The 26622-nt window shown below is 60.9% G+C and carries 25 protein-coding genes and 2 tRNA genes; 15 read left to right on the forward strand and 12 right to left on the reverse strand.

Annotation, left to right across the window (positions count from 1 at the left end; all coding sequences use genetic code 11):
• Window positions 1-197 precede the first annotated feature (197 nt).
• Window positions 198-698: a DinB family protein gene (locus tag Q355_RS0100730; protein WP_036258369.1), complete on the reverse strand. Its 501-nt coding sequence runs from the start codon at window positions 696-698 to the stop codon at window positions 198-200.
• Between the two features lie 193 nt (window positions 699-891).
• Window positions 892-1218: a heavy metal-binding domain-containing protein gene (locus tag Q355_RS0100735; RefSeq protein ID WP_027876012.1), complete on the reverse strand. Its 327-nt coding sequence runs from the start codon at window positions 1216-1218 to the stop codon at window positions 892-894.
• 84 nt (window positions 1219-1302) lie between these two features.
• On the opposite strand from Q355_RS0100735, the gene Q355_RS0100740 reads away from it, so the two are divergent.
• Genes Q355_RS0100740 through Q355_RS0100750 form a run of 3 tightly spaced genes read left to right on the forward strand, consistent with a single transcriptional unit; the run spans window position 1303 to window position 4039 of the window.
• Window positions 1303-2028, forward strand: a complete 726-nt coding sequence (locus Q355_RS0100740) for a (Fe-S)-binding protein (RefSeq protein ID WP_027876013.1) — start codon at window positions 1303-1305, stop codon at window positions 2026-2028.
• Window positions 2025-3419: a LutB/LldF family L-lactate oxidation iron-sulfur protein gene (locus Q355_RS0100745; protein ID WP_027876014.1), complete on the forward strand. Its 1395-nt coding sequence runs from the start codon at window positions 2025-2027 to the stop codon at window positions 3417-3419. Before Q355_RS0100740 ends, Q355_RS0100745 begins: the two co-directional genes overlap by 4 nt.
• On the forward strand, window positions 3419-4039 hold the full coding sequence (locus tag Q355_RS0100750; RefSeq protein ID WP_036258371.1) for a phosphoribosylanthranilate isomerase: 621 nt from the start codon (window positions 3419-3421) through the stop codon (window positions 4037-4039). The genes Q355_RS0100745 and Q355_RS0100750 overlap by 1 nt, the downstream gene beginning before the upstream one ends.
• On the opposite strand, the gene Q355_RS0100755 is transcribed toward Q355_RS0100750, so the two are convergent.
• Window positions 4000-4353, reverse strand: coding sequence for an SRA domain-containing endonuclease (locus Q355_RS0100755; RefSeq protein ID WP_027876016.1), 354 nt, complete (start codon window positions 4351-4353; stop codon window positions 4000-4002). The genes Q355_RS0100750 and Q355_RS0100755 overlap by 40 nt on opposite strands.
• Before the next feature lie 74 nt (window positions 4354-4427).
• On the opposite strand from Q355_RS0100755, the gene Q355_RS0100760 reads away from it, so the two are divergent.
• The 3 genes from Q355_RS0100760 to Q355_RS0100770 all read left to right on the forward strand — a co-directional run bounded on the left by Q355_RS0100760 (window position 4428) and on the right by Q355_RS0100770 (window position 5840).
• Window positions 4428-4504, forward strand: a tRNA-Asp gene (locus Q355_RS0100760).
• Window positions 4505-4544: 40 nt separating this feature from the next.
• Window positions 4545-4620 (forward strand) — tRNA-Phe (locus Q355_RS0100765).
• A gap of 377 nt (window positions 4621-4997) precedes the next feature.
• Complete coding sequence (locus Q355_RS0100770) at window positions 4998-5840, forward strand: isoprenyl transferase (protein ID WP_084495980.1); 843 nt, start codon at window positions 4998-5000, stop codon at window positions 5838-5840.
• A gap of 8 nt (window positions 5841-5848) precedes the next feature.
• Here the strand turns inward: Q355_RS0100770 and Q355_RS0100775 are convergent, their stop codons facing one another.
• The 3 genes from Q355_RS0100775 to Q355_RS0100785 are packed head-to-tail and all read right to left on the reverse strand — an operon-like array spanning window position 5849 to window position 9285.
• Entirely contained in the window at window positions 5849-7045 is a 1197-nt protein-coding gene (locus Q355_RS0100775) for an MgtC/SapB family protein (protein ID WP_027876018.1), read from the reverse strand.
• A gap of 37 nt (window positions 7046-7082) precedes the next feature.
• Window positions 7083-8645: a GAF domain-containing protein gene (locus tag Q355_RS16125; protein ID WP_051529246.1), complete on the reverse strand. Its 1563-nt coding sequence runs from the start codon at window positions 8643-8645 to the stop codon at window positions 7083-7085.
• The gene (locus Q355_RS0100785) at window positions 8632-9285 is read right to left on the reverse strand and encodes a response regulator (protein WP_027876019.1); all 654 of its coding nucleotides are present in this window, start codon (window positions 9283-9285) and stop codon (window positions 8632-8634) included. The genes Q355_RS16125 and Q355_RS0100785 overlap by 14 nt, the downstream gene beginning before the upstream one ends.
• A gap of 129 nt (window positions 9286-9414) precedes the next feature.
• Between Q355_RS0100785 and Q355_RS16625 the strand changes: the two genes are divergently transcribed.
• On the forward strand, window positions 9415-9570 hold the full coding sequence (locus tag Q355_RS16625; RefSeq protein ID WP_156941846.1) for a hypothetical protein: 156 nt from the start codon (window positions 9415-9417) through the stop codon (window positions 9568-9570).
• Between the two features lie 19 nt (window positions 9571-9589).
• Here the strand turns inward: Q355_RS16625 and Q355_RS0100795 are convergent, their stop codons facing one another.
• Window positions 9590-9919 (reverse strand): DMT family transporter, encoded by a 330-nt coding sequence (locus Q355_RS0100795; RefSeq protein WP_027876020.1) that lies wholly within the window; start codon window positions 9917-9919, stop codon window positions 9590-9592.
• 76 nt (window positions 9920-9995) lie between these two features.
• Here Q355_RS0100795 and Q355_RS0100800 point away from each other — a divergent pair, with 76 nt between their 5' ends.
• From Q355_RS0100800 to Q355_RS0100825, 6 genes are all read left to right on the forward strand, one after another.
• Window positions 9996-10649 carry a response regulator transcription factor gene (locus tag Q355_RS0100800; RefSeq protein WP_027876021.1) on the forward strand — a complete coding sequence of 218 codons (654 nt, stop codon included), beginning with the start codon at window positions 9996-9998 and terminating at the stop codon, window positions 10647-10649.
• Between the two features lie 56 nt (window positions 10650-10705).
• Window positions 10706-11740 carry a M20/M25/M40 family metallo-hydrolase gene (locus Q355_RS0100805; RefSeq protein ID WP_027876022.1) on the forward strand — a complete coding sequence of 345 codons (1035 nt, stop codon included), beginning with the start codon at window positions 10706-10708 and terminating at the stop codon, window positions 11738-11740.
• Window positions 11741-11788: 48 nt separating this feature from the next.
• On the forward strand, window positions 11789-11986 hold the full coding sequence (locus Q355_RS0100810) for a hypothetical protein (RefSeq protein WP_027876023.1): 198 nt from the start codon (window positions 11789-11791) through the stop codon (window positions 11984-11986).
• Between the two features lie 291 nt (window positions 11987-12277).
• A complete protein-coding gene (locus Q355_RS0100815; RefSeq protein WP_245597440.1) occupies window positions 12278-13102 on the forward strand; it encodes a hypothetical protein in 825 nt (274 codons plus the stop codon).
• Window positions 13103-13267: 165 nt separating this feature from the next.
• Complete coding sequence (locus tag Q355_RS0100820) at window positions 13268-14980, forward strand: ABC transporter ATP-binding protein (RefSeq protein ID WP_036258374.1); 1713 nt, start codon at window positions 13268-13270, stop codon at window positions 14978-14980.
• 62 nt (window positions 14981-15042) lie between these two features.
• The gene (locus tag Q355_RS0100825; RefSeq protein ID WP_027876026.1) at window positions 15043-16938 is read left to right on the forward strand and encodes an ABC transporter ATP-binding protein; all 1896 of its coding nucleotides are present in this window, start codon (window positions 15043-15045) and stop codon (window positions 16936-16938) included.
• 55 nt (window positions 16939-16993) lie between these two features.
• Here Q355_RS0100825 and Q355_RS0100830 read toward each other — a convergent pair whose 3' ends face one another.
• Window positions 16994-19663, reverse strand: coding sequence for a coiled-coil domain-containing protein (locus tag Q355_RS0100830; RefSeq protein ID WP_245597441.1), 2670 nt, complete (start codon window positions 19661-19663; stop codon window positions 16994-16996).
• A 377-nt stretch (window positions 19664-20040) separates the two neighbouring features.
• Complete coding sequence (locus Q355_RS0100835) at window positions 20041-20748, reverse strand: gamma-glutamyl-gamma-aminobutyrate hydrolase family protein (RefSeq protein ID WP_027876028.1); 708 nt, start codon at window positions 20746-20748, stop codon at window positions 20041-20043.
• On the opposite strand from Q355_RS0100835, the gene lysA reads away from it, so the two are divergent.
• Window positions 20747-21922, forward strand: a complete 1176-nt coding sequence (gene lysA, locus Q355_RS0100840; RefSeq protein ID WP_036258377.1) for a diaminopimelate decarboxylase — start codon at window positions 20747-20749, stop codon at window positions 21920-21922. The two genes, Q355_RS0100835 and lysA, sit on opposite strands and share 2 nt — an antisense overlap.
• Window positions 21923-21932: 10 nt before the next feature.
• Here lysA and Q355_RS0100845 read toward each other — a convergent pair whose 3' ends face one another.
• Window positions 21933-23132 carry an ABC transporter substrate-binding protein gene (locus tag Q355_RS0100845; RefSeq protein ID WP_027876030.1) on the reverse strand — a complete coding sequence of 400 codons (1200 nt, stop codon included), beginning with the start codon at window positions 23130-23132 and terminating at the stop codon, window positions 21933-21935.
• A gap of 74 nt (window positions 23133-23206) precedes the next feature.
• Between Q355_RS0100845 and Q355_RS0100850 the strand changes: the two genes are divergently transcribed.
• A complete protein-coding gene (locus Q355_RS0100850) occupies window positions 23207-23863 on the forward strand; it encodes an LOG family protein (protein ID WP_027876031.1) in 657 nt (218 codons plus the stop codon).
• 347 nt (window positions 23864-24210) lie between these two features.
• Here Q355_RS0100850 and Q355_RS0100855 read toward each other — a convergent pair whose 3' ends face one another.
• Both Q355_RS0100855 and Q355_RS0100860 read right to left on the reverse strand, forming a co-directional pair.
• Complete coding sequence (locus tag Q355_RS0100855; RefSeq protein ID WP_084495982.1) at window positions 24211-26220, reverse strand: GGDEF domain-containing protein; 2010 nt, start codon at window positions 26218-26220, stop codon at window positions 24211-24213.
• Between the two features lie 116 nt (window positions 26221-26336).
• Window positions 26337-26585: a hypothetical protein gene (locus Q355_RS0100860; RefSeq protein ID WP_156941847.1), complete on the reverse strand. Its 249-nt coding sequence runs from the start codon at window positions 26583-26585 to the stop codon at window positions 26337-26339.
• Window positions 26586-26622: the final 37 nt, after the last annotated feature.

The following is a 26622-nucleotide window of genomic DNA, read 5'->3' on the forward strand; positions in this document are numbered from 1 at the left end:
ACCTGACCGATCTGGAGGCGACAATGCTCAGGTTATACCAGATTCGGTTAGTTCGTCACCGAACGGTGTCGAACTAACCCGACCGAAGGGATACGCTTTCTTCGCCGAGCGCAGCGAGGGGTGTGCTCTAGGATTCAAAAAGATAGCCTCTTAGCGCTTTTTATTTGAAGATTATCTTTTTGAATCCGGTATTATTTCTAGCGGTTTCTCGCTTCCCACAGCTTGCGGGTGGTAATAATCTGGCCCGCGTGGTGCTGGGCATGGGCAGCGATGTGGTCGAGCACATAAACCGCTTTTACCTGGTGGGGGCCTACCCGGACAGTACGCATCAGGTCTTCGGCTTCCAGTGCCCGCAGGCCGACCCGAACCCGCTCGAGGTTCTGCTCAAACTCGGCCAGTACCTCCTCCGGCGCCCGCCCGCTTGGGGCCATCTCCTCGGCGGGGCGGATGCGCAGGGCTTCAGGTATTTCCTGGGCGGTACCGCGCAGCAGCAGGCGGTAGGAAGAACCCCCAATATGCTGCACCAGCCCTCCAATGGGGTTGGTTTCGGGTGCAGGCACCCACCAAAACCCTTCTGGCGTAAGATTACCAGCCCACTTCTGCACCGTCTCCTCTACTTCATCCAGGTTCCGCAGCCACACCGAGACCAGCCAGTGCACACCCTCTATCTCACCACGCAAAAAGGGGGGGATTTGCATAGCAGCGATTCTATCGCACTCTTCACAGACGTTGCCTCCCATCCGGGAGGCAACTGTGCTGACCAGGACAAAACAATCAAGCAGTGAGGAGCTCAATATTTGTGAAGAGCGCTCTGGTTCGTTCTTTTCGCTGGGCCCCACCGGCAACAGCCCGCCAGGATGCTTTGGCCCACTTAGCGGAATGCTTCAGGTATCAGTACCTCCGGCTGGTTCGCACCGCCGTACCGGAGGCCGTGACCATCAGCATGTTGCCCTGGCCCACGGTCTCGTAGTCCACATCAATGGCAATTACTGCGTCGGCGCCCATGGCTGCGGCGGCCTGCTCGAGCTCCCCCAAAGCAATCTCGCGGGCCTTACGCAGCTCGGCTTCGTAGGCCCCACTGCGCCCCCCCACAATGTCGCGCACAGAGGCCAACAGGTCGCGGAAGATGTTGGCCCCCACGATGGCCTCACCAAACACCACATCGAGGTACTCGGTGATCTGGTAGCCCTCGAGCTGGCTCGAGGTGGTAAGCAAAATTTTGCGTCGCACAACAAACCCCCTGAAAACCCATCATACCGAACCACACCCGCTGTGGGTTTGTTTGGATATAATCCACCCAACATGAAAGTTGCCCTGTTCGTTACCTGCCTGGCCGATCAGTTTTTTGCTGATGCAGGCGTGGCAGCGGTTCGGCTTCTGCGCCACCTGGGCTGCACGGTGGAGTTTCCCAGCGGGCAGACCTGCTGCGGCCAGCCCGCCTACAACGCAGGTTACTGGGCCCAGGCCCGCCAGGTGGCCGACCATACGCTGGATGTGCTCGAGGAGGCCGAGTACGTGGTGCTTCCTTCAGGCTCCTGCACGGCCATGCTGCGTAACTTCTATCCTGAGCTCTACCGTGACCGCCCCAAAATGTTCACCCGAGCCGATGCCCTGAGCCGCAAAACCTACGAGCTGGCCGAGTTCATCGTAAAAGTGCTGGGCGTCAGCCAGCTGGGCCAGGGCCTGCAGGGCAAACGCATTGCCTACCACCACGGATGCCACGCCTTGCGCGAGCTGGGCATCAGACAAGAGCCCCTAACCCTGCTGCGCGGCAGCGGGGCCGAGCTTGTGGACTGGGTGGCTGCTGAGGAGTGTTGCGGCTTTGGCGGGCTATTTTCGGTAAAGCTGCCCGAGGTGGCGCTGGGCATGGCCGACCGCAAACTTTCTACCCTGCCGCCAGGCCAGATAGACTTCCTGACCAGCGCCGATGGCGGCTGCATTCTGCACCTGATGGGCCGTATGCAAAACCAAAACCTGAACCTGCCCGTGCGCCCCCTGGCCACGGTGCTGTGGGAGGCGGTGGGATGAAAGTAAGCGCGAACCGTTACCCGCAAGAGGCGGCCCGGCTGCTGCGCGAGCACCCCGAGGTACGCGCGTCGGTTACGGGAGCCACCCTGAGCTTCGATAGCAAAAGGCGGCAGGCTTACGCCGAGGTAGAGGCCGAAGCCTGGCGGCGCTGGGCCGAAGGTGTAAAGAACCACCTGCTCATGAACCTGGACAGGTATCTGCTCCAGGCCGAGGAAAAGCTAAAGCAAAACGGTGTGCAGGTGCACTGGGCCGAAGACGCCGTTGAGGCACAGCGCATCGTGGCCGGAATCGCCCGCAAAGCGGGGGCGCGCAAAGTGGTCAAGGCCAAGACCATGGTTTCGGAGGAGCTGGGCATCAACCCCTTGCTGGAAGGGATGGGCCTCGAGGTGCTGGAGACCGACCTGGGCGAGTACATCATCCAGCTTTTGCACCAGCCCCCCTCCCACATCGTGGGCCCGGCCATCCACCTGAACTTGGAGCAGATTCGGCGCCTGTTCCACGAGCGCTTCCAAACCCCGCTGGAGGCCAGCCCCGAAGACCTGGCCGCCGTAGCCCGCAAGCTCCTGCGCGATGGGTTTTTGCAGGCCGATATGGGCATCTCCGGTGGAAACTTCGTGGTGGCCGAAACCGGCACCCTGGCCCTGATCGAAAACGAGGGCAACATCCGGCTTGCCACCTCGGCCCCGCGCATCCATGTGGCCCTGGTGGGGATCGAGAAGCTCCTGCCTCGCTTCAGCGACCTTTCGGTTTTCCTCTCGCTCACCGCCCGCGCGGCCACGGGCCAGCGGCTGGGTACTTTTGTTTCGCTTATCCAGGGCCCTAAAAAACCAGACGAACCCGACGGTCCCCAGGAAGTGCACGTGGTTTTTGTCGACAACGGGCGCAGCAGCCTGCTGGCCGACCCAGAAGCCTGGGAAACCCTGCGCTGCGTGCGCTGTGCAGCCTGCCTGAACGCCTGCCCGGTCTACCGTCAGACCGGCGGACACCCATACGGCTACGTCTACAGCGGGCCCATTGGGGCCATCCTCGCGCCCGGGCTGGTGGGCCTCGAGGACACCAAGCCCCTCCCCTATGCTTCTTCGCTTTGCGGGGCCTGCTTCCAGGCCTGCCCGGTGCGGATTCCTATCCCCAGGCTGCTGCTCACCTGGCGCAACCGCGCGGTGGAGCAGGGGCTTACCCCCAGGCTCGAGGCAGCCGCCATCCAGGCCTATGCCCTGGCCATGACCAACCCCTGGGCCTACCGTCTGGCCACCAGGGCCCTGCGACTTCTACCCGAAAAAGCGCTGGACAATAGCGTACTGCCAGTGCTCAAGGCCTGGACCGAAGGCCGCGCCGGGCTTTCGCCCAGCCCCAAAAGTTTTCAGCAGCTATGGGAAGCGGGAGAAGTCTGATGGTGCGGGCCAAAATATGCGGGATTACCCGCCAGGAAGACGCCCTCTTGGCCGAAAACCTGGGGGCCTGGGCCCTGGGCTTTATCCTGGCCCCAGGCACCCGGCGCTATATAGAACCCGAGCAAATTCGGCCCATTTCCAGCGCACTGGGGCCTTTTGCTGTTCGGGTCGGGGTGTTTGTGGACACCCCACCCGAGGAGGTGCTGAGGCAGATGGAGGCCGCCCGGCTCCAGGTAGCCCAGCTCCACGGGGCCGAACCGCCCGGATGGGCCGAGCAGGTGCGACGCTTTTTCCCGGTTATCAAGGCCATTCGGATATCCGGGCCTGCCTCGCCTGAGTGGTTAACTTACCCCGCCGATGCCCTCCTGGTAGACGGGGTAAGCCCTGGCAGTGGACAGACCTATCCGCTGGAGTGGCTTTTACCCCTCCGGCAACATCCGCGCTTGATTGTGGCCGGGGGCTTGACGCCAGAAAACCTGCGCTCGGTGCTGGATTTAGCGCCCTACGCAGTGGACGTAAGCAGTGGGGTCGAGCTCGAGCCAGGCCGCAAAGACCCCAACAAACTTCGGGCCTTTCTGGCTCAGGTCGCGGCCTTCAATGGCACCAGCCTGAACCAATAGACATAGCGCCTCTCGCCTTCTTCCCACCTATAGTCCACCGATGCAACCCGGTACAAACCCAGCCTGACCCAGCGGTTGGTTCCCTCGCGCAGATAAAGGCGCATGGGCTTACGTTGCTCGAGCGCATCCAGCAAAATCCGGTTACCTCCACGAGGCTGCTGATTACCCCAAAGCCCTTCGCCAGGATAGAGAATGGAACCATCGGGCAAAAAACGGTTTTTATAGCCCGATTCACCCCGGTCAACCAGCAGGCTGTCCTTACCAATCCCACGAAGGGTTTTATGCTCGGCAAGCACCTCTTTCCAGGTCAACATGCTTGACACCCAATAGGCCAACCGCTATTATCCTATGTGCCTGTACGGGCGATTCCGATACAGCGCAACAACTTGCTCCGGTGGTGTAGTTGGTTAACATACCCGCCTGTCACGTGGGAGATCGCGGGTTCAAGTCCCGTCCGGAGCGCCAAACTTGCGCCGTGCCATGAGCTGCGTCCGGCGCATCTTATGCCAAGGTAGCTCAGTCGGTAGAGCATGCGACTGAAAATCGCAGTGTCGGCGGTTCGATTCCGCCCCTTGGCACCAGAAACAACGCCATACCACAACAACCCCCTGAGCCGATTGGGGGTTTTTGTTTGTGACCAGCGGCGCGTGCGCTTGCATTTCATTGCTATCGCCCATGCCCATCCAAGTTGCGCCAGGGTAGATTGGCAAAGCCCCGCAGAATGAGTCTATGCGTACCTGGCGCAATTCCTAAAAGCGATCTTTCGGAACAGCATCTTGCATTTCAACTCTGGAGAAACTCAGTACCGTGCGGCCAAGATGAGCACACCAGGCACGATCTATTTTTCCGCAACCCGAAGCGGGGTTTTTTCTGGCTTAGCCGGCTGTGATTCCCCTGCGCCCATTTGCACATCGAAACCGGCAAACTTCCGGATAAGATATGAGGGTTGAGGTGGCTCATGGCCCTGACTTCCCCTGCGCGCATTCCAAAACGCTCTCTGCGAAAACAAATGATCGACCTATTTAGCGCTGCTCTCAAGCCCCTGTACTGGTGGTACGAAAAGCGCATCGAGGCCGAGGTGCGACGGGGGCATGCCCCCAGGCATCTGGGGCTGATCCTGGACGGCAACCGTCGCTTTGCCAGGGAGCTGGGCCTGGACGGGCACCACGGCCACGAATTCGGGGTGCAGAAGGCCTACGAGGTCCTGGAGTGGTGTTTGGAGCTCAACATTCCCACCGTGACCATCTGGGTCTTCTCTACCGACAACTTCAACCGCAGCCAGGTCGAGGTAGAGACCCTCATGCAGCTCTTCGTAAAGGAGGCCAGGCGCATGGCCCAGGATCCCCGTATCCACGCCAACAAGGTGCGGGTCAAGGTGATTGGGCGGCACGACCGCTTCCCCCCTAAGGTGCTGGAAGCACTGGAGGAGCTAGAAAAAGCCACCGAGCACCACAACGGCATGCTCCTGAACATCGCCATGGGCTACGGTGGGCGGGAAGAAATTGTAGATGCCGTCAAAAGCCTGTTGCTGGAAGCTGCCCAGACCGGCAAGTCGCTGGAAAAGCTGGCCGCCGAGCTGGACCTCGAGCACATCTCTGAGCGGCTTTATACTGCCGGCGTACCCGACCCCGACTTCATTATTCGCACCTCGGGCGAGATTCGTCTATCGGGCTTCCTGCTGTGGCAGGCTGCGTACAGCGAATACTACTTCTTCGATGCGTTCTGGCCTGCCTTCCGCAAGGTAGATTTTCTGCGGGCAGTACGCGACTACCAGAAACGTGAGCGGCGCTTTGGTAAGTGAGGCCTAGCTCAAAGCACCATCAGCAAAGCCAGCAGCCCGCCCGGAAGCAGCCCCAGCGCCACATATAAGCCGAGTCCCCGGGTTCCAAATGACAGCGCGGTTTTGAATACGGTGTTGCTCAGGGCAGCCACCACGATGGCGATGGAAGCAACCGACAGCATCAGTTGTTCGTTGGCCGTCAGGCGGGCCAGCGAGAGCGAGATGGCGTCCACATCGGCCACTCCCGAAAGGGCGCTTACCACGTAGACCCCAGCATTACCGAAGACCTCGAGGCCCACTTTAGTCAGTAGCTTGACCAGCGCATAAACCCCTGCAAAGAGCAGTGCGCCCTGGAGCTGCAGGGGGTTTTGTACCGGCACGCTTTCCGGTGCTTCCCGGTCGCGCCCAGTCAGCCAGGCCGCGACCAGCAACCCCCACAGTAGCCACAAAAGCACCGGGAGCCAGAGCAACTGCAAGAGGGCCGGGGCGGTAGCGCTCCAGACCAGAATACGCCCCAGCATCATCTGGGAGGCCAGCACCACTCCGCTGGCCCAGAGCGGGTTACGGCTGGGGTTGGCGCGGCTCTGGGTCACCATCGAAAGGGTAACCGCAGTGGACGAAACCAGACCACCCAGCAAAGCCGCTACCCACAGGCCTTTAGAGCCCAGCAAGCGCAAGGCCAGATAACCCACAAAGTTAACCCCGGCCACCAGCAGAACCACCTGCCAGATTTCGCGGGGATTCCAGACCCCATAAGGGCCATAGTTGGCGTCAGGAAGCAGCGGGTAAACCACCCCAAGGAGCAGCGCCAGCAACACCGCTGCCTCCACCTCGCCCCGCTGTACCCCCCCGGCAAAAGCGTGAAGTTCATCGTGAAAGGCCAGGAAACCCAGCAGCAGGGCCCCGGTGAACAGGGCCGGCAGCACCGTACCCAAACCGCACAGCACCCCCAGCATATACACCAGCAGGGCCGCTACCTGGCTGGTAGCATCGCGGCTGTTTTTGAGGGTATACACCGCCAGCCCGGCCACCGCCGCCAGCCCCACCGCCGGCAACCACTGGTTTTGCCCAAGGGCGCTTACCCCTCCCAGCAGCCCCAGCAGGGTGAAGGTGCGCACCCCCCCGATGGTCGAGCCCTGGCGCTCTACCTTCGCCCGCTCACGCTCGAGGCCCACTGCAAAGCCAATCAGGGTAGCGGCCAGCAAATGCCATAGCGACTCTTGCACTTCTCTACGCTACTACGTTTTAGCACGACGAAGACGATCAGCTTGAGGGCAGGTTCAGCTCTGCCCTCAGCGTAGTGCCTGCGCCGGGGCTGCTGGCTATGTAAAAGCGCCCCCCCAGACGCTCGATGCGTTCCCGCATGGAAACCAGGCCCAGGTGGCCGGGATACTCGCGCTGGCTATCAAAGCCCACCCCATCGTCGCGGATCTCGAGCTCGACCTTGCTGTCGTGCTGCTCCAGGCGCAGGTACACCTTGTGGGCCTGGGCGTGCTGGACCACGTTGTGGAGGGCTTCCTGGGCCACCCGGTACAGGGCTTCTTTAGCCTCCAGGCTCAGGGGTGGCTCGGAACCCAGGCGGGTCTCGATATACAGGCCATGCCGGGCCCGTGTGGCCGCTACCTGCCTGGCTAGCGCTGCAACCAATCCCTGGTGCTTTAGGGAGTCCGGGCGTAACTCAAAAATCAGGGCCCGCATCTCGGCCGTAGCCGCCTCGGCCAACTTCAGCACGAAGTCCAGCGTTGCCGGAACCTGCTCGGGGTGCTGGGCAAGCTGGGCTTTGGCACTGCGCACCCCCAAGACAATGCCGTAGATGGTCTGCGAAACCGAGTCGTGCAGGTCTCGGGCCAGCTTCTGGCGTTCTTCCAGAACCGCCTTGCCCTGGGCCTGGGCATAGAGCCGGGCGTTCTGAATGGCAAGGGCCGCCCGTCGCGCCAGCGAGGTAAAAACCCGCTGTTCTTCGGGGCCAAAGGTGTGGGGCTGCAGGTTGTTTACGCTAAAAACCCCAAACACCTGGCCCTCGAGCCGTATGGGGATATGCATAAAAGCCCGGATGCCCTCGGGGTCAGTTATCTGCCGAACCACCGAGCCGTCCTGGTGGGTGTCCTGCACCACCACCGTTTCCCCACCGCGGGCCGCATAGACTATCAGGCCGTGTCCCGCGTACTCGTTTATAAGCTGCACAAACTGGGAAGTAAAGCCCCGCTGGGCCCGGGTTATCAGGCGCTGGTGGGTTTCATCCCAGGTCAGGATGCAGCTCTTGTCGGCGCCCAGCAGATCCACGCACACATCGGCCAGGGCCTGCAACACCTGATCGAGCTCGAGCGAAGCGTAGAGCTTTTCGTCGGCCTGGTAGAGTGCCTCGAGACGCTTGCTTGCGAGGCGTTCTACTTCAATGGCATTCTGGGCAACATAAGGCACGTCCGCGTCCGTAAGGCTCTGCCGGGTCTGGCAGGGCTGGGCAATGTTTTGCGCAATGGTCGCGCTGTACATTTGGCCCTCCATCTCCAGGTACAGAAAGGAACAGCGCGCATACCGCCAGCTCCCGTCCTTCTGCACAAAGGCAAGCTCGAGGGTGCCGGGCTGTGCAGGGCTGCCAGGCCACATCGCTCGGGCCAGCCCCTTGCGGTAGGGCAGCGCAACCCAGTCCAGCGTCTCTTTGGCCTGGAGCTCCTCCAGGCTGTAGCCCAGCAAGTCCAGGGCGGCCCGGTTGGCATAGACCAGCCTGCGCTCTGCTGAGGCAATCAGGACAGCCTCTTGAACCGCCTCCAAAAACCCGGCCAGGGTTCTGGCCCAGGGTCGGTGCAGGAAATCAACCAGGCCCAATTAGCCCCTCCCGGATGGCAAACAAGGCGGCCTGGGTGCGTGAGGATAGCCCCAGCTTGGAAAGCAGGTTGGAGACGTGGGTCTTGACAGTGAGTTCGGACAGGCTCAGTTGTTGGGCGATGCGCTTGTTGGAAAGCCCCTGGGCTATCAGCCGCAGTATTTCGGTTTCCCTGGGGGTCAGGGCTTCGCGCATCTCGGCGGTACGCACTTCCTGGGCTAGCCGTCGGGCCGCCTCGGGGTGCAGCCGCACCTCACCCCGGCCCGCGGCATAAATGGCCTCAATCAGTTCCTCGGGCTGGGTGTCCTTGAGCAGATAACCCGTTGCACCTGCGTGTATAGCCTCGGCCACCCACTGGTCTTCCAGCACGCTGGTCAGGGCGATGACCTCCACCTCGGGAAAGCGCGCTTTGATCTCGCGGGTTGCACGCACCCCGTCCATTACCGGCATCAGCAAGTCCATCAGCACCACATCCGGGTGTAGCTCGGCCACTTTCTCGAGCGCTTCCTGGCCATTCTGGGCCTCACCCACCACATAAAGCCCCTCATCGGTTGCCAAAAAAATACGCAACCCCTGGCGCACCACCGCATGGTCGTCTACCAATAAAACGCCCAGGCCTGCCTTTGGGTTGGGATGGCGCATGGTCTCAGGGTACACTCTGGTGGTCTGGCTCACCAGAGGCATCAATTTTCCGTGTCGCAAAGCGGGAAAACTCGCCTCGCTGGCCAGAGTCCACTAGCCGGTTGAGGGTAGCATACCGTACACGCCGGGATGAGCGGCCGCACCGGCATGATGGTGGGCTACTGGAACCAGCACTTTACCCATGTGCCCGTTGCGATGGCCACACAAAAGCGCAAACAGATTGACCCCCAAAGCGAACTCTGGCCTCAGGTCTTGGGAGCTACCGGACAGCCCAGGGGGATGTGAAGCAGGCGCAGCCTACCCGCTACCCATGCCCCCTCGAGGCCAGGTTCAAAATCACCACCCCCACAATAATCAGCACGATGCCCAGGGCAATTGCGCCGTTCATGGGCTCTTTGAGCACCAGCCAGCCCAGTACTGCAATCAGGGCGGTGCCCAGCCCCGACCAGACCGCGTAGGCGGTATTGAGCGGGATGGTCTTGAGCGCCAGGCTCAGAAAGTAGAAGGCGCTGGCATAGCCCAGCACCACCACTAATGAGGGCAGCGGCTTGCTAAAGCCCTGCGAAGCCTTGAGACCCGTCGAGCCAATCACTTCCGACACAATCGCAAGCAGCAACAAAGCCCATCCGTTCATCATCAAACCTCCTGGCTATATTTGAACATTCCCTTGTACGCCGGTTGAGTCAGGCTTCTGTGTACAATGCATACTAATGATTCGCATCTTACTCGCCGACGATCACGCCCTCTTCCGTCAGGGGCTCAAAAGCCTGCTGGAAGCGGAGCCTGACTTTAAGGTCATGGGCGAGGCCAAGGACGGGCGCGAGGCCCTGCGCCACGCCCTCGAGGCCCACCCCGACATCATCCTGATGGACATCCAAATGCCCGGCCTGGATGGCGTACAGGCCACCCAGGAAATCCTCAAGGAATGGCCCCAGGCCAAAGTAATCATGCTAACCATGTACCGCCAGGACAGCTACGTCTTTGAGGCGGTGAAGGCCGGAGCCCGGGGGTACATGCTCAAGGATGCCGATGCCAAGGAGCTGCTGGAAGCCATTCGGCGGGTTTATCAGGGCGAGGTCTTGCTGGATGCCGAGATGGCTGAGCAGATCATCCAGGACTTCAAGGCCAAACAAGAAGCCATCCCCAAAGAACACGCCGAACTATCGGAACGCGAGGTGCAGATTTTGCGCCTGGTAGCCCAGGGCTACACCAACCTCGAGATCGCTTCCGAGCTTTCGCTCTCGGAAAAAACCGTGCGTAACCGCCTGTCGGACATTTTCCAGAAACTCCACCTCAACAACCGCACCCAGGCCGCCCTCTACGCCCTGCGCGAGGGTCTGGCAGAAAAAAACAACGAGCAGTAGGTGTGCCTGCCCCGCCCGCGGTGCGGTGGGCCTCGAGCCAGTATTATCTGAAGCCAATGAGCGACTTTACCACAGAAACCAGCCGCGATCCCATAGCCCTGCTGGGGGAAATTGCTGAAATTGGCGGCGATGCGGCCCGTGGGGCCTGGGTAGCCCGACAACTCCAGGCCCAGGGACTGACGCCCCAAACCGATGAGCTGGGCAACGTTTGGGCAGGCCAGGGCCCCACTTTACTGGTTGCCCACCTCGATACCGTGCTTCCCCCCGCCCCCTTGCGGCGGGAAAAAAGCCGCTGGTACGGGCCCGCTGTGGGCGACAACTCCTCAGGGGTAGCTGTCTTGCTGGCGCTGTCCCAGGAGCTGGTGGCTCTGGGCTGCACCGTGGCTTTTAGCGTGGGCGAGGAAGGGCTGGGCAACCTTCGGGGAGCCCGGCACCTGGTCAAGCACCTGCGGCCCCAACAGGTGGTTGCAGTGGATGGGTACCTGCCAGGTGTTGTGAGTCGCTCGGCGGGTTCGCACCGGATGCGGGCCCGTTTTATAGGGCCGGGTGGCCATGCCTGGGGCGACCGGGAGGCCCCATCACCCGTGCCGGCGCTGGGGCAGGCCCTGGCTGAGATGTACGCCCTAAAGCGTAGCAGTAATACCAGCCTGAATGTGGGAAGGTTGTGGGGTGGCGAAGCCATCAATGCCATCCCGCAGGAGGTGGGCCTCGAGCTCGATCTGCGGGCACTAGAGGCCTTAGAGCTGGGCCGGATGGTTGCACAGGTGCGCGAAATTTTGATGGAAGCTGCTCGCAAGTTCGGCCTGCGCATGGAAATTGACGTACTGGGTGAGCGTCCTGCTGGCATGACCGCCACCGAAGCCATGCTGGAAGCGGCCCGTCGGGCCTTTATGGAGATAGGCCTCGAGGCCCAGTTCACCGCTGGTTCTACCGATGCCTCGGCGGGGGTAGAAGCAGGCATTCCTGCCATTACCCTGAGCGTCTACCAGGGGGGCGGTGCCCACACCCCCGAAGAATGGGTAGAGCCCAACTCCCTACGCTTAGGAATGCACGCCCTCCGAAGCTTTGTGCGGCAGCTTCTCCAAACATAACGGCTTTGTAACGGCTTCCCTGCTACCCTCTGAGGCACAAGAGGGGCTATGCCGAAGAACCAGACCTTTTTGTTGCAACTCTGGCAAGACCAAAGCGGCGTTTGGGTGGTTCTCAAGGACGAGCAACGCGGGTTACTTCATCAGTTCGAGAGCCTGGAGGCGCTTAGCCAATTTTTGTCGCGCATCGAAGAAAATCCTCCTGAGCACAATGAAACAAAGGAAGCCTCGGTGGTGAATTCGGAATGATAAGAAATGTCTTTGATTTGTTCTTTTTCTGGGGCCCCCGCCTGAAGCGCGGGTAGCAACAGCCTGAAAAACGATGGTGCTCCAACAATCCCTAACGGAACGATTCAGGCGGGGTTCATATGACCAGCCCGGCGCCGAAGCAGCCTGAACCACGGGAGGCGTTTTTTGCCAAAGGTAATGGGGTTGCGCTCCAGGATGCAAAAAGATGGCCCCTTGGGATTTGGCTTTGGGTACAACCGGCCTTCACCAGACCACAGAGTGCGATAGGATAGTCGGGTGCGTGTAGGTGTCTTGAGTAGCTGGCTTGCCAATCGCTACCTGCCTTTCTGGGAGTCTTATTTGCAAGCCTTGGAGGTAGAGGTTGTTCGTCCCGAAGCAATTACAGTAGACTTGCCTGTCCCCCAGCCAATTCGGCGGGTGCTAAGCCAGGTCTTCAGCCTGAAGAACCAGGGGGTAGACTTTCTCCTGCTGCCCGACGTGCAGCTTGGCGTTGAAGCCCGTAAAGTCGGCCCTTCACCCTGGCTGGTAGACCTGGCGGCAACCCTGGAGCGGCTTGTGCCGGGCCTGCCACCCACCCTGGTGGTTCCGGCTGAGGTCTCGCTCGAGGTAGCCGGTCTGGCCGCAAAAATTGGGCAGCACCTGACCCAAAACCCCATGCTGGCCCGGCGGGCGCTGGAACGCACCAAGCATCTGCTAAACGCTCCCTTTCCACCTCTGAAGCAGTCTGGAACCCACCTGATTGGGGTGGTGGCCCAGCCCATGCTGCTCAGTGACCCCGACTGGCTGGCGGCCCTCGGGCGCGGGTTGGCCGAGTATGGACTCCACCCGTTCCTGGCCGATAAGGCGCCGGCTGAGCTTCGCCAGGAGGGAAGGCACCTCGAGCTAGGCCTCGTCCTACCCACCGACCTCGAGGCCGCCGGAATGCACCGCTACCTCTCGAGGCTGGGCAAAGTCAAGGGGCTTTTATATGTTCATGATGCCGAGTACCTGCCCCTGCCCACCCCCCTGCGCCGGGTGCTCAAAAAAACCCCACCCCCGAAACCCTGGCGTCTGGTGGGCCTCGAGGCCCCCTGGCCCCAGGTTGCCGCCGAACTAGCTAAAGACCTACAGGTTTGATACAATCGTGTTTCCGTGCCTTGCACCTAGCTTTGCGCCCAAATAGGTTTAGGCATACGCTGTAAAAACATTGGGAGGAGTAAGGTGGTAGAAATGAGTACTCCGGGTCAGCTTGATTCATCCTCTAAAACTGACCGGTCAGTTTTTGGTCCCCTAATAGCCCTGATGCCTTACCTGAGGCGCTACGGATCGCAGTATCTGTGGGGTATGCTGGCGGGCATTGCCTCGGTAGGGATGGCTTCTTTGTCGCCCTACTTCCTGCGCCATGCCATCGATGCCATTCAGGCAGGCGAGGCCTACCTGGTCTGGGTATGGGCCATCCTGGGCGCAGCAGTGGCCGCGGCTATTTTCTCTTGGGCCAACCGGCAACTCCTGGTGGTGGCCAGCCGCTATATCGAGCACGACCTGCGCATGGATCTGTTCAAAAAAGCCCTGGCCCTGGACAGCTATTTTTACAGCAAAAACCGCATCGGCGATCTGATGAACAAATTCACCACCGACCTGGGCGCGGTGCGCGAGATGCTGGGTGGCGGCATCAACATGGGCAGCCGCCTGCTGATGTTTGTGGTGTTTGCCATCGTGGCCATGTACCTGGTGAGCGTGCCGCTGGCCCTAGCCCTATCGCTGGTATTTCCCATCATCTTTGGGGTCATGTACTACGTATTGCGCCTGATTGACCGGCGCTACCGCGAAAGCCAGGAGTCTTTCGACCGCATTTCTACCCGCGCACAGGAAAATTTCTCCGGCATCCGGGTGGTCAAGGGCTTTGCCCTGGAAGACCGCGAGCTCGAGACCTTTCAGGCCCTCAACAAGGACTATATCGCCAAAAGCCTTGCCCTGACCCGTGTGGAGGGCCCGGTGCGGGCCCTGATGGGCCTGCTGATGGGCTTTGCCGCCCTGATTGTGCTGTGGATGGGTGGCGGGATGGTCATCCGGGGCGAGATGACCACCGGGCAGTTCGTGCAGTTCAACGCTTACCTGATGATGCTGGGCTGGCCCATTGTGGGGTTGGGCTGGACGCTCACCATCTTCCAGCGGGGCTCGACCAGCTACAAGCGGCTGGAGGAGTTTTGGCGCGAACCCGCCCGCATCACCGATACACCGGATTCTTCCAAGCGCTCTTTGGCTCCTTTGCACCTACGGGGAGAGGTCAAGTTTGAGGAGGTAAGCCTGGAGCTGGGCGGGCGCAAGGTGCTGGATGGCATCACCCTGACCATTCCCGAGGGCACCACCCTGGGCATCACCGGACGTACCGGAAGCGGCAAGACCCTTCTGGTAAGCCTGATTCCACGCATCCTGGAGCCCACCACAGGCCGGGTGCTGGTGGGTGGCTCCGACGTAAAAGAGCTGCCCCTCGCGGCCTTACGAGCAGCCATCGGAATGGTGCCACAGGAGCCCTTCCTGTTTTCTGACACCCTGGTCGAAAACATCTGCTTTGGGCTACCAGAGGTAGACCTCGAGCGGGCCACCTGGGCTGCTAAGCTGGCCGGCGTTCACGACGATATTATGAGCTTTCCCAAAGGCTACCACACCTCCCTGGGTGAGCGCGGCGTGACCCTCTCGGGCGGGCAGCGCCAGCGGGTCGCACTGGCCCGGGCCCTGGCCCGCAAGCCCTCAATTCTGATTCTTGATGACGCCATGAGCGCTGTAGATACCGAGACCGAGTCGCGTATTCTTTCGGGGCTCAAAGGCGTGCTGGGACAACAAACCACCATTCTGATTGGCCACCGCACCTCCACCTTGCAGTACGCCGACTGGATTGTGGTGCTGGATCACGGCAAAATTGCCGAAGAAGGCACCCACGAGATGCTGCTGGCCACAGGGGGCATCTATGCCGAGCTGGATAGAATCCAGCGCCTGCAAGCGGAGGTAGATTAGCGCCCCTGACTCATTGCCAGGAAGAGCTACCAGCCATTAGCAACCATCAGCAGCGGAGTCTTATGCACGAAGAAGAAGCCTTTAAGAAGAGTTTTGATGCCAAACTAGCCCGGCGCATTCTAAAGTACGTCCGGCCCTACTGGAAGCAGATAGGGCTGGCTTTGCTGGCGCTGGTCGTGAGTACCCTTACGGCAGCCTCGACCCCGCTTTTTATCAAATACGCCATCGACAACGCCATCCTGCCGCGCGAGGTGCTGCCCCTGGCCCAACGCTACGAGACCCTGCTGCTCATTAGCGCGGTTTTTCTGGCGGTGCGGGTGGTGGATTTCATAGCCAACTACGCCCAGACCTACCTGATTAGCTGGGTGGGGCAGCACATCCTGTTCGACCTGCGCTCAGAGATTTTTGCCAAGCTCCAGCGCATGCACCTGGGCTATTTTGACCGTAACCCGGTGGGCCGCCTGATGACCCGCATCACCTCCGACGTGGACGCCATCAACCAGTTCATCACCGGCGGCCTGGTCGGGCTCATCGCCGATTTTGCATTAATCATCGGTCTGATGACCTTCATGCTGGTACTAGACTGGCGCCTGGCCCTGGTGGCCTTTGCCATCATGCCCATCTTCCTGGCCGTTACCACCTGGATTCGCAATGGAATGCGCGAGTCCTACCGGGCCATGCGGCTGCGGCTGGCCAAGGTTAACGCCTCGCTGCAGGAAAATCTAGCCGGGGTACAGACCACCCAGCTCTTTGGTCGGGAGCCCAAAAACGAAGCGCAATTCAACTTGCTTTCGGCAGACTTACGCAAAGCCTGGGTAGACATCATTAAGTGGTTTGCCCTGTTTTTTCCTCTAGTGGGCTTTATGGGGGAAATCACCGTGGCCCTGGTGCTGTGGTACGGAGGAGGCCAGGTTATACAACAAGCCATTACCCTGGGCTTGCTGGTAGCCTTTACCGATTACGTGCGCCAGCTCTTCCAGCCCCTGCAAGACCTCTCCGACAAATTCAACATCTTCCAGGCGGCCATGGCCTCGGCTGAGCGCATTTTTGGGCTCCTGGACAGCAAAGAAGAGGTGGCCGACAAACCAGGGGCCATAGCGGTTGAGCGCTTTCGGGGCCAGATTGATTTTGAGGACGTCTGGTTTGCTTACGGCAAGCGGGGCGAGGCCCCGTTGGAGCCAGGGAGCCAGGCCGAGCGGGGCGGATTATCTTCGGAGCGGCTCGAGGCCCCCGCTTCTGGCCAGAAGCCAGCAGACGATTGGGACTGGGTGCTGCGCGGGGTGAGCTTTCGGGTACGACCTGGAGAAAAGATTGCCCTGGTGGGCGCGACCGGGGCTGGCAAAACCAGCGTAATTAGCCTGATCGCCCGCTTTTATGATGTGCAGCGGGGGGCAGTCAAGATTGATGGTGTGGATGTGCGGGATTACCGCCAGCGCGATTTGCGCCGGGCCATTGGCATTGTTTTGCAAGACCCCTTTTTATTTAGCGGCACCATTGAGTCGAACCTGAGGCTGGGCGACGAGCGCATTTCCCTAAAGCGCATCCAGGAAGTGTGCGCGTTTGTGGGCGCCGATGAGTTTATTCAGAAGCTGCCGCAAGGCTATCAAACCGTCCTGCACGAGCGGGGCGGGGGACTCTCGACCGGCCAAAAGCAACTGCTGGCCCTGGCCCGGGCCATCCTGCACAATCCCGACATCCTGCTGATCCTGGACGAGGCCACCGCCAATGTGGACTCCGAAACCGAGCAGAAAATTCAGGCTGCCCTGGAGCGGGTAATGGAAGGCCGCACCTCGATTGTGATTGCCCACCGCCTTTCGACCATTCGTCACGTAGACCGGATTCTGGTATTCCGCAAAGGCAAACTGCTGGAGGAAGGCAGCCACGAGGAGCTGCTGCGAAAAGGCGGCTATTACGCCAAGTTGTACGAATTGCAGTACGTGCACGGTAGCGGCGACTGATGAAACTGAAGAAAAGCAGGATGGCCGCAACTGCTACCCAAAACCCAGCACGCCACTACAGCGCCTCGAGTTCGTCGCGGTGGCGCTCGATGAGCAGCAATAGGCGCGAGAGCAGGGCTTTTTCGGCCAGGATAACCAGCCCTTTTTTCTGCAGAGGCACCAGCACCAGCACCCACTGGGGGAGCGTGATAACAGAAAGCCGGGCCGATTGCCCCGATAGCTCATTGGCCAGGTTGAGCAGGTCATCGAAGATGGTCTGGGCGCTACTGGCAGCAAAGGGCAGGCTGCCCACCGTTGCCCGGCCCGCCTCCACCAGGGCTACCGCCTCCACGCCTCGCATATGAAACTGCCTCAGCACCTCGGGCTGGTCGGAAGGAGCAGGAGTTGCCTGGGGGGTGGGTTGGGCAGGTTCGGGCTGGGGGGAGACCTCGAACACCTCCAGCAAGGACTCGAGGTCGGCCCCCTTCAGCTCCTGAAGCACACTCTGCGCTGCTGCGTATTCCTGGGCCAGCTGGGCCCCTAAGCGCTCGGCTTCCTCTAGGGCCCGCCGTACCTCCAGCAGGCCGCTTACCCCCAGGCGGGGCAGGCGCTCGGCGGCTGAGCGGAGGAAGTCGCACAGGGGTTTGAGCCGCAGGGCTGTCTCGCCCCCTACCCCTTTGTGGGTGTTGTAGGCCTCGAGCACAGACTCGATGCGTGCGCTCATCTCGGTGCGCAGGGTTTCCTGGGCCCGGCGCAGGCGACCCAGGAGGGCGTGAATCTCGCTCAGGTCGGGCAGCTCACCGGCCTGCAGGCAGGCCCTGGCCTGGGTAACTTTCTCCTCGAGTTCCTCACCGCCCAGGCCCTTCATGCTGCGGGCTACCATCTCGTAACGTGAAAGCTCCTCAGCGATTGCAGCCCGTCGGGCCACGACCAGGTCATCCAAGGCCCGCTCCAGAAGGGCAGGATCGGGGACACGACCCTGCATCAGCGCTTCACGGCTGGCCTGTAGGGGTTGCTTGAGTTCGATCAGCGACTCTTTGAGGATTCGCTCAAGCTCCAAGATACGGGCCTCGAGGGCCTCCAGTCTGCTCGACACCAACCCCCTGGCGCGTTCGACCAGGGCTTGCACGGCGGGCTCGAGTTCGGCCAGGCGCCCCACCCCTTGCTCAACCTGCTGCATCAGGTTCTTCCTGTCCAGCTCGAGGGCTTCCAGGTTGGGCAAAGCCTGCAGGGTGGCCCGCAGGCCCATGCGCTTGAGGCTGTCTTCCTCGCGCTCTTTGGCTAGCTGGGATAAAAGCTCGGAAAGCTCCTGGCGTAAGGTGGTCAGGGCCGACTCGGAGATGTCTGGCGCGGCCAGACTCAGCAAAAAAGACTCCACCTGATCGTGCCCACGAAAAGGCGAAAGGGCCTGCTCCGCCTCGGCCCGCAGGGTAACCAGGGCGGCCTCGAGGCGGGCCTGGCGCTCCCGGTTTTCGCGGTTGGTTTTTTCTTCAGCCTCGAGGCTTTCCAGGTTGCGCTCGAGCTCGGCGAGTTCGGGTGGAATTCCACCCGCGTGCAGGGTCTCCAGCACCACTGCCAGGCGGGCCTGAAGGGGGGCGGTACGGCCTGAGGGCAGCTCGAGGCGACCCAGCCGATCGGCCAGCCACTCGTAGCGCACCCGGGCTTCGGCCAGGGCCTCTGCGTGGGCGGCTTTGAGCAGCTCGGCAAAGGCATCCAGGCGCTCGCCCAGGGGATTTCCGCCCGCCAGCTGGGCTTCCAGGTCGGCCAGTTGGCTGGCCAGGTGGGGCTGGCTCAATAAGGCCGCGTAACGCTCCTTGAGCGGCTCGAGCTGACGGGCATCCTCGGCCACATCAATCTCGCGGATGCGCGACAACTGCTCGGCAGACAGGGCGTCGAAATCGAGGTCGATGACCAGGGCTTCATCGTCAAAGCCATCGGCGGCCTCACCCAGCACGACCGGCGCTTCGATGGTGGAATCCTCGAGCACCACCTGTGGCTCGGTAGGGCTGTCCATCTGCGGGATATCCTCGATGGTGTCCAGGGTTATGGTCGCTTCGCTGGTCGGGTTTTGCACCACCGAGGACTCCACCAGCTTGCGCATGTCGGCGGCCAGGGCCCGCGCCCGCTGCACCTCGGCTGCGGCCAGGGTCTCTTGTGCGTGGGCCTCCTGGATTACCCGGATCAGGTTTTCCAGGCGACGCACTTTGGGGCCACCTACGCTCTGCACCCGCTGCAAGCTCATCTCGAGCTCGGTGATATCTCGGGTCTGGCGCAGCAAAGCGGCCTGAAGCTTTTCCTCGAGCTGGGCCAGCACCTCCTGCCCCTCACGCAACAAAGACCGCACCGCCGAGGCTTCCGGGTCCTGCTTAATCACATTGATTACCCCGCGCAAGCGCCCTACCTCGGGCCAGTCCAGGTAGAGGCTGAAGCGCTTCAGACCCGCCTCGAGATCCACCAGTACCCCTCTGGCGTGGGCCGACAGCCCGCCTTCCCCCGCGCTGGCGGCCTTCTCGCCCCCAATACCCAGTTCCTTTAGTATTTCTTCGATGCGGCTACGGGCCGCATTGGGGCTCATTTTGGTCTGTAGTTCGCGGTAAACCAGGCGTTTGAGAATCGTCTCGGCCTGGGGTGCATCTAGTTTATCGGGACTTATGCCCAACCGGCGCACCCCTTCCTCCAGAACCACCCGGGTGCGCTCCCCTAAAATCGGCTCGAGGGACTTACTAAGACTCTGATACAGCGACAAGCCCTGACCTCCAGTTAAAACCATAAGATACCCGTTCTCAACCCAGTGTATAGCCGACAAGGTTTTGGGGTTGTTCAAAACGACACTGGAAGGCAGTTATACCGGATTCAAAAAGATAATCTTCAAACAAAAAGCGCTAAGAGGCTATCTTTTTGAATCCTAGAGCACTCCCTTCGGTCGGGTTAGTTCATCACCGTTCGGTGACGAACTAACCGAATCTGGTATTAGATTAGAGCGCTCTTCACAAATATTGAGCTGCCCACAACTTGATTGCTTTGTCCTGCACAGCACAGTTGCCACAATGTCTGTGAAGGGTGCGATGCCGCTTGCTCAAACCCCGTCCACGGTCTGTGCACAAAGACCTTACAAGCCACCGCTCAACCAACCGGGTGGTGGGCTGCGGCCTCAATCAGCAGGTGGAAAATACCCCATTGCTCGGGCAGCAGTTCGGGATGCCACTGTACCCCCAGGTAGAAGGGGTGGCCCTCGAGCTGCACCGCCTCCACAATGCCATCTGGAGCAGTAGCCACCATACGCAGGCCAGGGGCCAGGCCTTTGAGGGCCTGATGGTGATACGAGTTAACCCGAAAGCGCTGCGCGAAGAGCTTATTCAGGGGGCTCTGCTCGGTCTGCTCGACACTGTGGCCCAGCGCGGGCGGCTCCGCTTTCTGGCTATGCTGCACGGCACGAAACCCCTGGGCAGGAAGGTCCTGGTAAAGGCTGCCCCCCAGGGCTACGTTCATCACCTGAACACCACGGCAAACCCCCAGGGTGGGAATGCCGTGCTGAGCGGTATAACGGGCTACAAACAGCTCGATCGCATCGCGCTCGAGGCTCACCTCCCCCAGCTCGGGAATGGGCTCCTCGGCAAAATGGGCCGGATCCACATCCACTCCTCCCGGAAGCAGCACCCCGTCCAGCTTGCGCAACAAGGCAGGTAGCTTATCGTCGGCCTGGGGAGGAAGGATTACAATGCTGGCACCCTGGCTCTCGAGGGCCTTGAGGTAGGGCTCGAGCAGACCCCAGATCTTGGTTCGAAAAAGACCTTCCACACTGCGCGACTGAGGGGTTACACCAATGAGCATGTCCCAATCCTACACTGCCCTGCGCCCAGAGTTTAAAGAGGCCCTCAAGGAAGCTGCGGCTCGCTTTGAGACTCCCTTTTATGCCTACGACTGGCCCAGCATCCTGGAGCGCTTGGGGCGCCTGCAAAGCTCGTTTCCCCAAGCTGAGATTTTCTATGCCATGAAGGCCAATCCCCGCTTGGGGCTCTTGCGGCGCTTGCTGGAGCGGGGCATTTTTGTGGAGGCGGTAAGCCTGGGCGAGGTGTACCGGGCCTACCAAGCCGGTTTCCGTCGCAACGAGGTGCTGCTCAATGGGCCGGTTAAAACCCCGGCCATGCTGGAAGCATTGAGTCGCATGGGCATTCCGATTCTAGGCCTTGACTCTCTGGCCGACCTCAAGCGGGTTGGTAAGCTGCTGCCCAGGGCCCAGGTTCTTCTGCGGGTCAACCCCGATCTGCCCATCGTCACCCACGACCACCTGGCCACAGGGCGGGGCGACAGCAAATTTGGCCTGTTGCCCGAGGACATTGGGCAGGCCCTGGAATTGGCACAGCAAAACCAGCTCGAGGTGCTGGGTTTGCACATCCACCTGGGATCGGCCCTAAAGCACCCCCAGGACTACCAGGCGGGCTACGCCGTGATGGACGCGCTCTACCAGACCCACGGCCCCTTTCAGGTTATGAACCTGGGCGGGGGGTTTGGGCTGGGCCTCGAGCTGGCCGAGCTGGGGGCACAGGTTGCTGCGCTGGCCCAAAAGCACAACGTCGAGGTTTGGCTCGAGCCGGGCCGTTATCTGGTGGCCGAAGCCGGGGTGCTGGTTACACGCTGCTGGGGAGTCAAGCGTACCCGGCGCAATTATCTGCTCATTGACGCAGGCATGAGTCAGCTCATTCGGCCCATGCTCTATGGCGCGGTACACCCGGTTGAACCGCTGTACTACAACCCCCGCCAGGCCACCTACGACCTGGCTGGCCCCGCCTGCGAATCGGGCGATGTGCTGGCCCGCGACATAACCCTGCCCGAGCCCAGGGAAGGCGACCTGCTGGCCATTCTGCAAGCGGGGGCCTACGCCAGCAGCATGAGCAGCAACTATCTCGACACCCCCCGCCCCGCCGAGCTTTTGTGGACAGACCAGGGCTGGGAGGTGATCCGCCAGCAGCAGAGCCTGGACGCACTGCTCCAAGACGAGATGTGAGCTTTTTCCCTCAGCGGGCCGCCTCGGCCTTACGCTGGGCCTCCTCGAGGACCTGGCGGGCCGGTACGTTGCCTTTGAGGGCTTTCTCCAGGGCTTCTTCCAGGAAATTGCGCCAGATGGCAAACTGAGGCACCCGTGGGCGGGGCTGGGCCACCGCCACCTGTTCAAAGGCCACCTTGCGGTAAGGGTTCTCGCGGTAGAAGGCTTCCAGCAAGGGCGTGGCCGACTTGCGCAAGGGTACGTAGTAGCTGGCTTCAACCCAGGTCTTGATGTTCTGTGGCTCCATTAGGAAGCGCCAGAACTCGAAAGCCCCCCGCTGCTGCTCGGCACTGGCCCCACGCAGCACCACCAGCTGCGCCCCACCCAGCGGAACCTTTCCATTGGGCTCACGCGGGATGGGGGCCACACCCAGTTTGAAGGCAAAGGATGCGTTCTCGGCGGCGGGCCAGTTGGCAATCGAGGCCATGACCATCATGCCCTTGGTGCGGATAAAGTCGGTCTGTGCAAAAAAGCTTTCGGAGAGGTTGCGCACGCTAATACTGCCCTCGCGCCCCAAACGCTGAAGGAACTCGAGGGCCTCCACCACCTCGCGGGAGGTGAAGTTGGGCCGGCCATCGGGGGTGACCAGGTTGCCCCCCCGGCTGGTAACCTGGGCCTCAAAGGTCCAGGACTCGCTCAACGCAATAAACCCCTTGGAGGTTCGGCTGGTGAGCCCCCTGGCGGCCTGTTCAAACTCGCGCCAGTTGCTGGGCACTTTGAGTCCCTTGGCCCGAAGCTGATTCTCGTTGAAGAACAGCACCGGCGTGGAGGTGTTAAAGGGCAGGCCATAGCGGCGGTTGTTAATCAGGCCGTAATCCCAGGCCGCCTCGAACAAATCGTCGGTAAAGGCCTTGGGCAAGGCATTCGCCAGCTCATCCAGCGGCAACACCACCCCCTCGGCCACCAGGCGCGGGAACAGCAGAATCTCGGCCTGGAACATCACCGGCGCACCGCCAGCACGTAGCGCTGCCAGCAAGCGGGTCTCCCCTTCGCGGTAATCGCCAATCAGGCGTGGGGTGACCCGGTAGTTTCGCTGGGAGGCATTAAAGGCGTTTGCAAACTGTGCAATCGTCCGCTCAGCCGGGCCATCCATGCTGTGCCAGAAAGAAATCTCGGTCTGGGCCGAAGCCATTCCTGCCACCAAAACCAAAGAAGCCAGCAAACGCTTCACATCTTCCTCCTAGGTGTCACCCTATTCTATGCCCATAGCCGGATTGTCAAGAACAAGCGCGATAAAGTTAAACCATGAAACAACCCGAGATAGACCTGCTGCAACACCAAGACTCCTGGCGGCTATGGCGCATCATGGCCGAAATTGTGGAGGGGTTTGAAGCTTTGGGAGAGCTTGGCGTACCGCTGGTAACGGTGTTTGGTTCAGCCCGCCTTGGTTCGGAAAACCCCTATTACCAGCAAGCCCTGCTGCTGGGCCAGCGGCTGGCCGAAGCAGGTTTTGGTGTGGTTACGGGCGGAGGGCCTGGGTTAATGGAGGCAGCCAACCGAGGTGCCTACAACGCCGGGGGCATCTCGGTGGGGCTCAACATCCAGCTGCCCCATGAGCAGCGGGCCAACCCCTTCCAGACCCACAGCCTTAGCTTCCGCTACTTTTTCGCCCGCAAGCTTATGCTGGTGCGCTACGCCAAGGCCTTTGTGGTAATGCCTGGGGGTTTTGGCAGCCTGGATGAGCTGGCCGAGGTGCTGGTGCTGGTGCAGACCGGCAAAGTACACCCTTTCCCCATTTTTGCGCTGGACTCAGCTTACTGGAAAGGATTGCTGGACTGGATGAAGGACACCATGCTTCCTGCAGGGGTCATTGACCCCCAAGATTTGAAACTCATGACCCTGGTGGACACACCAGAAGCAATACTCGAAGCGCTCACTGGCGCCAATAGAAGCGACCATTAGTCATCTACCCCGGACTGAAGTCCGAGGCTTGCAGGTGGCACGATAACCACGAACAGCATCTCATACCCCCGCGTTCGGCTGGATGACGGCAGCCCGGCTTGCAATATTGCAAGCCGCGAAGTAGTCCGCAGGCCCAGAGCACCCACAGGCTACGCAACGAAAAAGCGCCTGCGTCGGACGGTTGGCCCGCTCGCCTGCCGATATGGAGTCAAGGTTTTTCTGGGCTCGGACGAAGCCTGCGGGGATGGGCGCTGCACTGGCAGCCCCGTGAGAACCGCGAAGCCCTGTTCTTCAGAACGGGGAGTCGTCACAGCGCTAGAGACCACCCCACAAGAGTTTTTGTAAAGCTAGGCGGTCAGCTCGTTACTGAGCCAATCCCTGAGCGCAAATAAGGCCTCGACCACCATTGGGTCGAAGCGCTGCTGGGTTTGGGCAGCAATTTCCCGCAAGGCTTCTTCTATGCTTCGCGCAGACCTTCCCTCCACGGCCTCTATTGCCGCGATAAAGTATTGGGCTACTTGCAGCACATGGGCAGCTCGAGGAATGCGCTCATTCGACAGCCCTTGGGATCGCTGAACCCCATCCCAGGGGCTGTGCAGGTACATCAAGATCCGTGCTGCCTCGCGCAACAGGCCTTCGGGGATCTGCACCTCCAGCGCTGGCGCCACCCGCCCCATAGCCAGCTCGAGCAGATAGCAACCAGCCTGTAAAACCTGTCGCTCCTCCGGCTGCATATTTAGCACCTGCGCCAGGCGACTGACCAGGCGAAACAGGGGGGTCTCGATCTGCAACATCCACCGGGTCGGCTCGAGCCCCGCTGCAAGCAACGGGATGCGACCCTTGCGTCGTGCTTTGTCTTTGTACATCTGGTCGTCGGCGAGGCGCCACAGGCTTTGGGGATCGCCGACCTCGGTCGGGTAAACCGCATAACCAAGGCTCACTCGCAGGTAAGTCCTATCGGAAACCCGGATCTCCTCGAGCATGGCCCGGTATCGCTCCGCGATGCGTTGTGGGCTGAGGGAACTCGAGCCCTCGATAATCAGTGCGAATTCATCGCCCCCCAAGCGGAAGGCCCGGTCGCCAGCCCTGGCCCTGGAGCGCAGCACCCCCCCCAGCCGTACCAGCAGATGGTCGGCATGCAGGTGGCCATAGGTATCGTTAATGGCTTTGAAGTCATCCAGGTCGAGCACTATCAGCACCACCACCCGACCGCTGGGCCGCGCAGTAAGTTTTTCCAGGTCGCGTTCAAAAGCCCGGCGGTTGCCCAGACCAGTCAGGGGGTCGGTATAGGCTGCCCAGGCCAGCTCACGCCGCAAAGCCCACTCGACCTGCACCAATCCAATGGCCTCGGCCAAATCGCCAAGTAGCGTCTGGGTCAGAGCGTCGGGCAACCACGGCTGGGCGCTAAAGAGAAGCAGAGCGCTGGTTTCGCTGCCACGGCGCCGAATGGGCAGCATGAACAAGCTGCACAGCCCAGCTTCTACCAGTTCCGGGTGCTGGCTGGGGTACAAGTGGTAACGGGGAATGTTCACCTGCTGGCCTTTGTGTAGCTGTTCGCTCAGCTGGCGGGTAATGGCCGCCTCCACCGGCAACCCCGCACCCCAACCCGCTTGAGCAATGGTGCGGATAGCCTGCCCTTCAAAGGCAATCAGGCGCGCCCCTTCCGCCCCTGCGAGTCGGGTGGCCTGCTCGAGAGCCTCCTGCAAGGCCAGCTCGAGCGGTTGCTCCCGTGAGGTTCGCAACAGGTCATTAATGACCGATAGCCAGAGCGACTCTCGCTGGGCCTGCTCGCGCAGGTACACCTCACGCAGAATTGGCGCAACCCCGGAGAAAAACTGCCCCACCCATTTCGCTTCGGCCTGGCCGAGGTGCTGGGCCTGTGCGTGCAGGTGCAGCACTGCCCATACCTGTTGGTCGGCAACCAGGGGTAGGGTCAGGTTGGCCGGCGGCTCCTGCAGGGCGAGCGCAGCCCCACCAGGCCTTTCCCCAAACACCCGGTACAGAATGTGTTGCTGGGTGTCTAGATGCACCGCTCCGCCCAGCCAGTCTTCTGGCGAACCCAGGCAGGCCGACTTAAGCGAAGCCTCCTGGACTTCTTCAAAGCCCTCGAGGGCTGCTCTGGGAACCCCGGCAACAGCCTGCAATCTAAAGTGGTTCGAAGCATCCCGAACCCACAAAAATGCCTGCACCTTCGGCAACTTGCGCCACAACTCCTCCAGGGCCAGCCCAAAAGCCGCCGCTGCACCACCTTTCAACAAACTGTTTATCAGCCCAGCGGGAACCGGCAGTGTCCGATTGGCTTTGGTTGCCGGGAACACTCGAGATAGACGCAAACTACGTGGGGAACGTTCTTCCATGACAATACCCTCTTCAATAATGTTTGTTTGACAACAGCGGTTAGATGCAGGAGTTTTCCTCCAGAACCGGGCCAGTTCACTGTTTGGTGGCGCTCCGTCAAGACCATTTTGTCAACCTACAACACGCGCTGTTTTGACCAACTGGGCATGGCAAGCGCATGCGGTAAAACCGATTTGGTATACCAAAATTGTTTTAGCATATCGGCATCTGCAAAACAAAGTATCCGGGCCTTGTGGCAACCGCACCACCTAAGAATATCCACGAGCACCATGTCGCCATCCTCCTGCACCGTGCCAATACTGCTTTTCGCCAAAAACTTGCTGTCAACACACATCCACCGAGCGTATCCCAAAGGGGTGCTCATCCAGAACCACCTCGAGCCGACCAGCAGCAGGAAGCGG

The sequence above is a fragment of the Meiothermus cerbereus DSM 11376 genome, from assembly GCF_000620065.1.
Lineage (GTDB): Bacteria > Deinococcota > Deinococci > Deinococcales > Thermaceae > Meiothermus > Meiothermus cerbereus.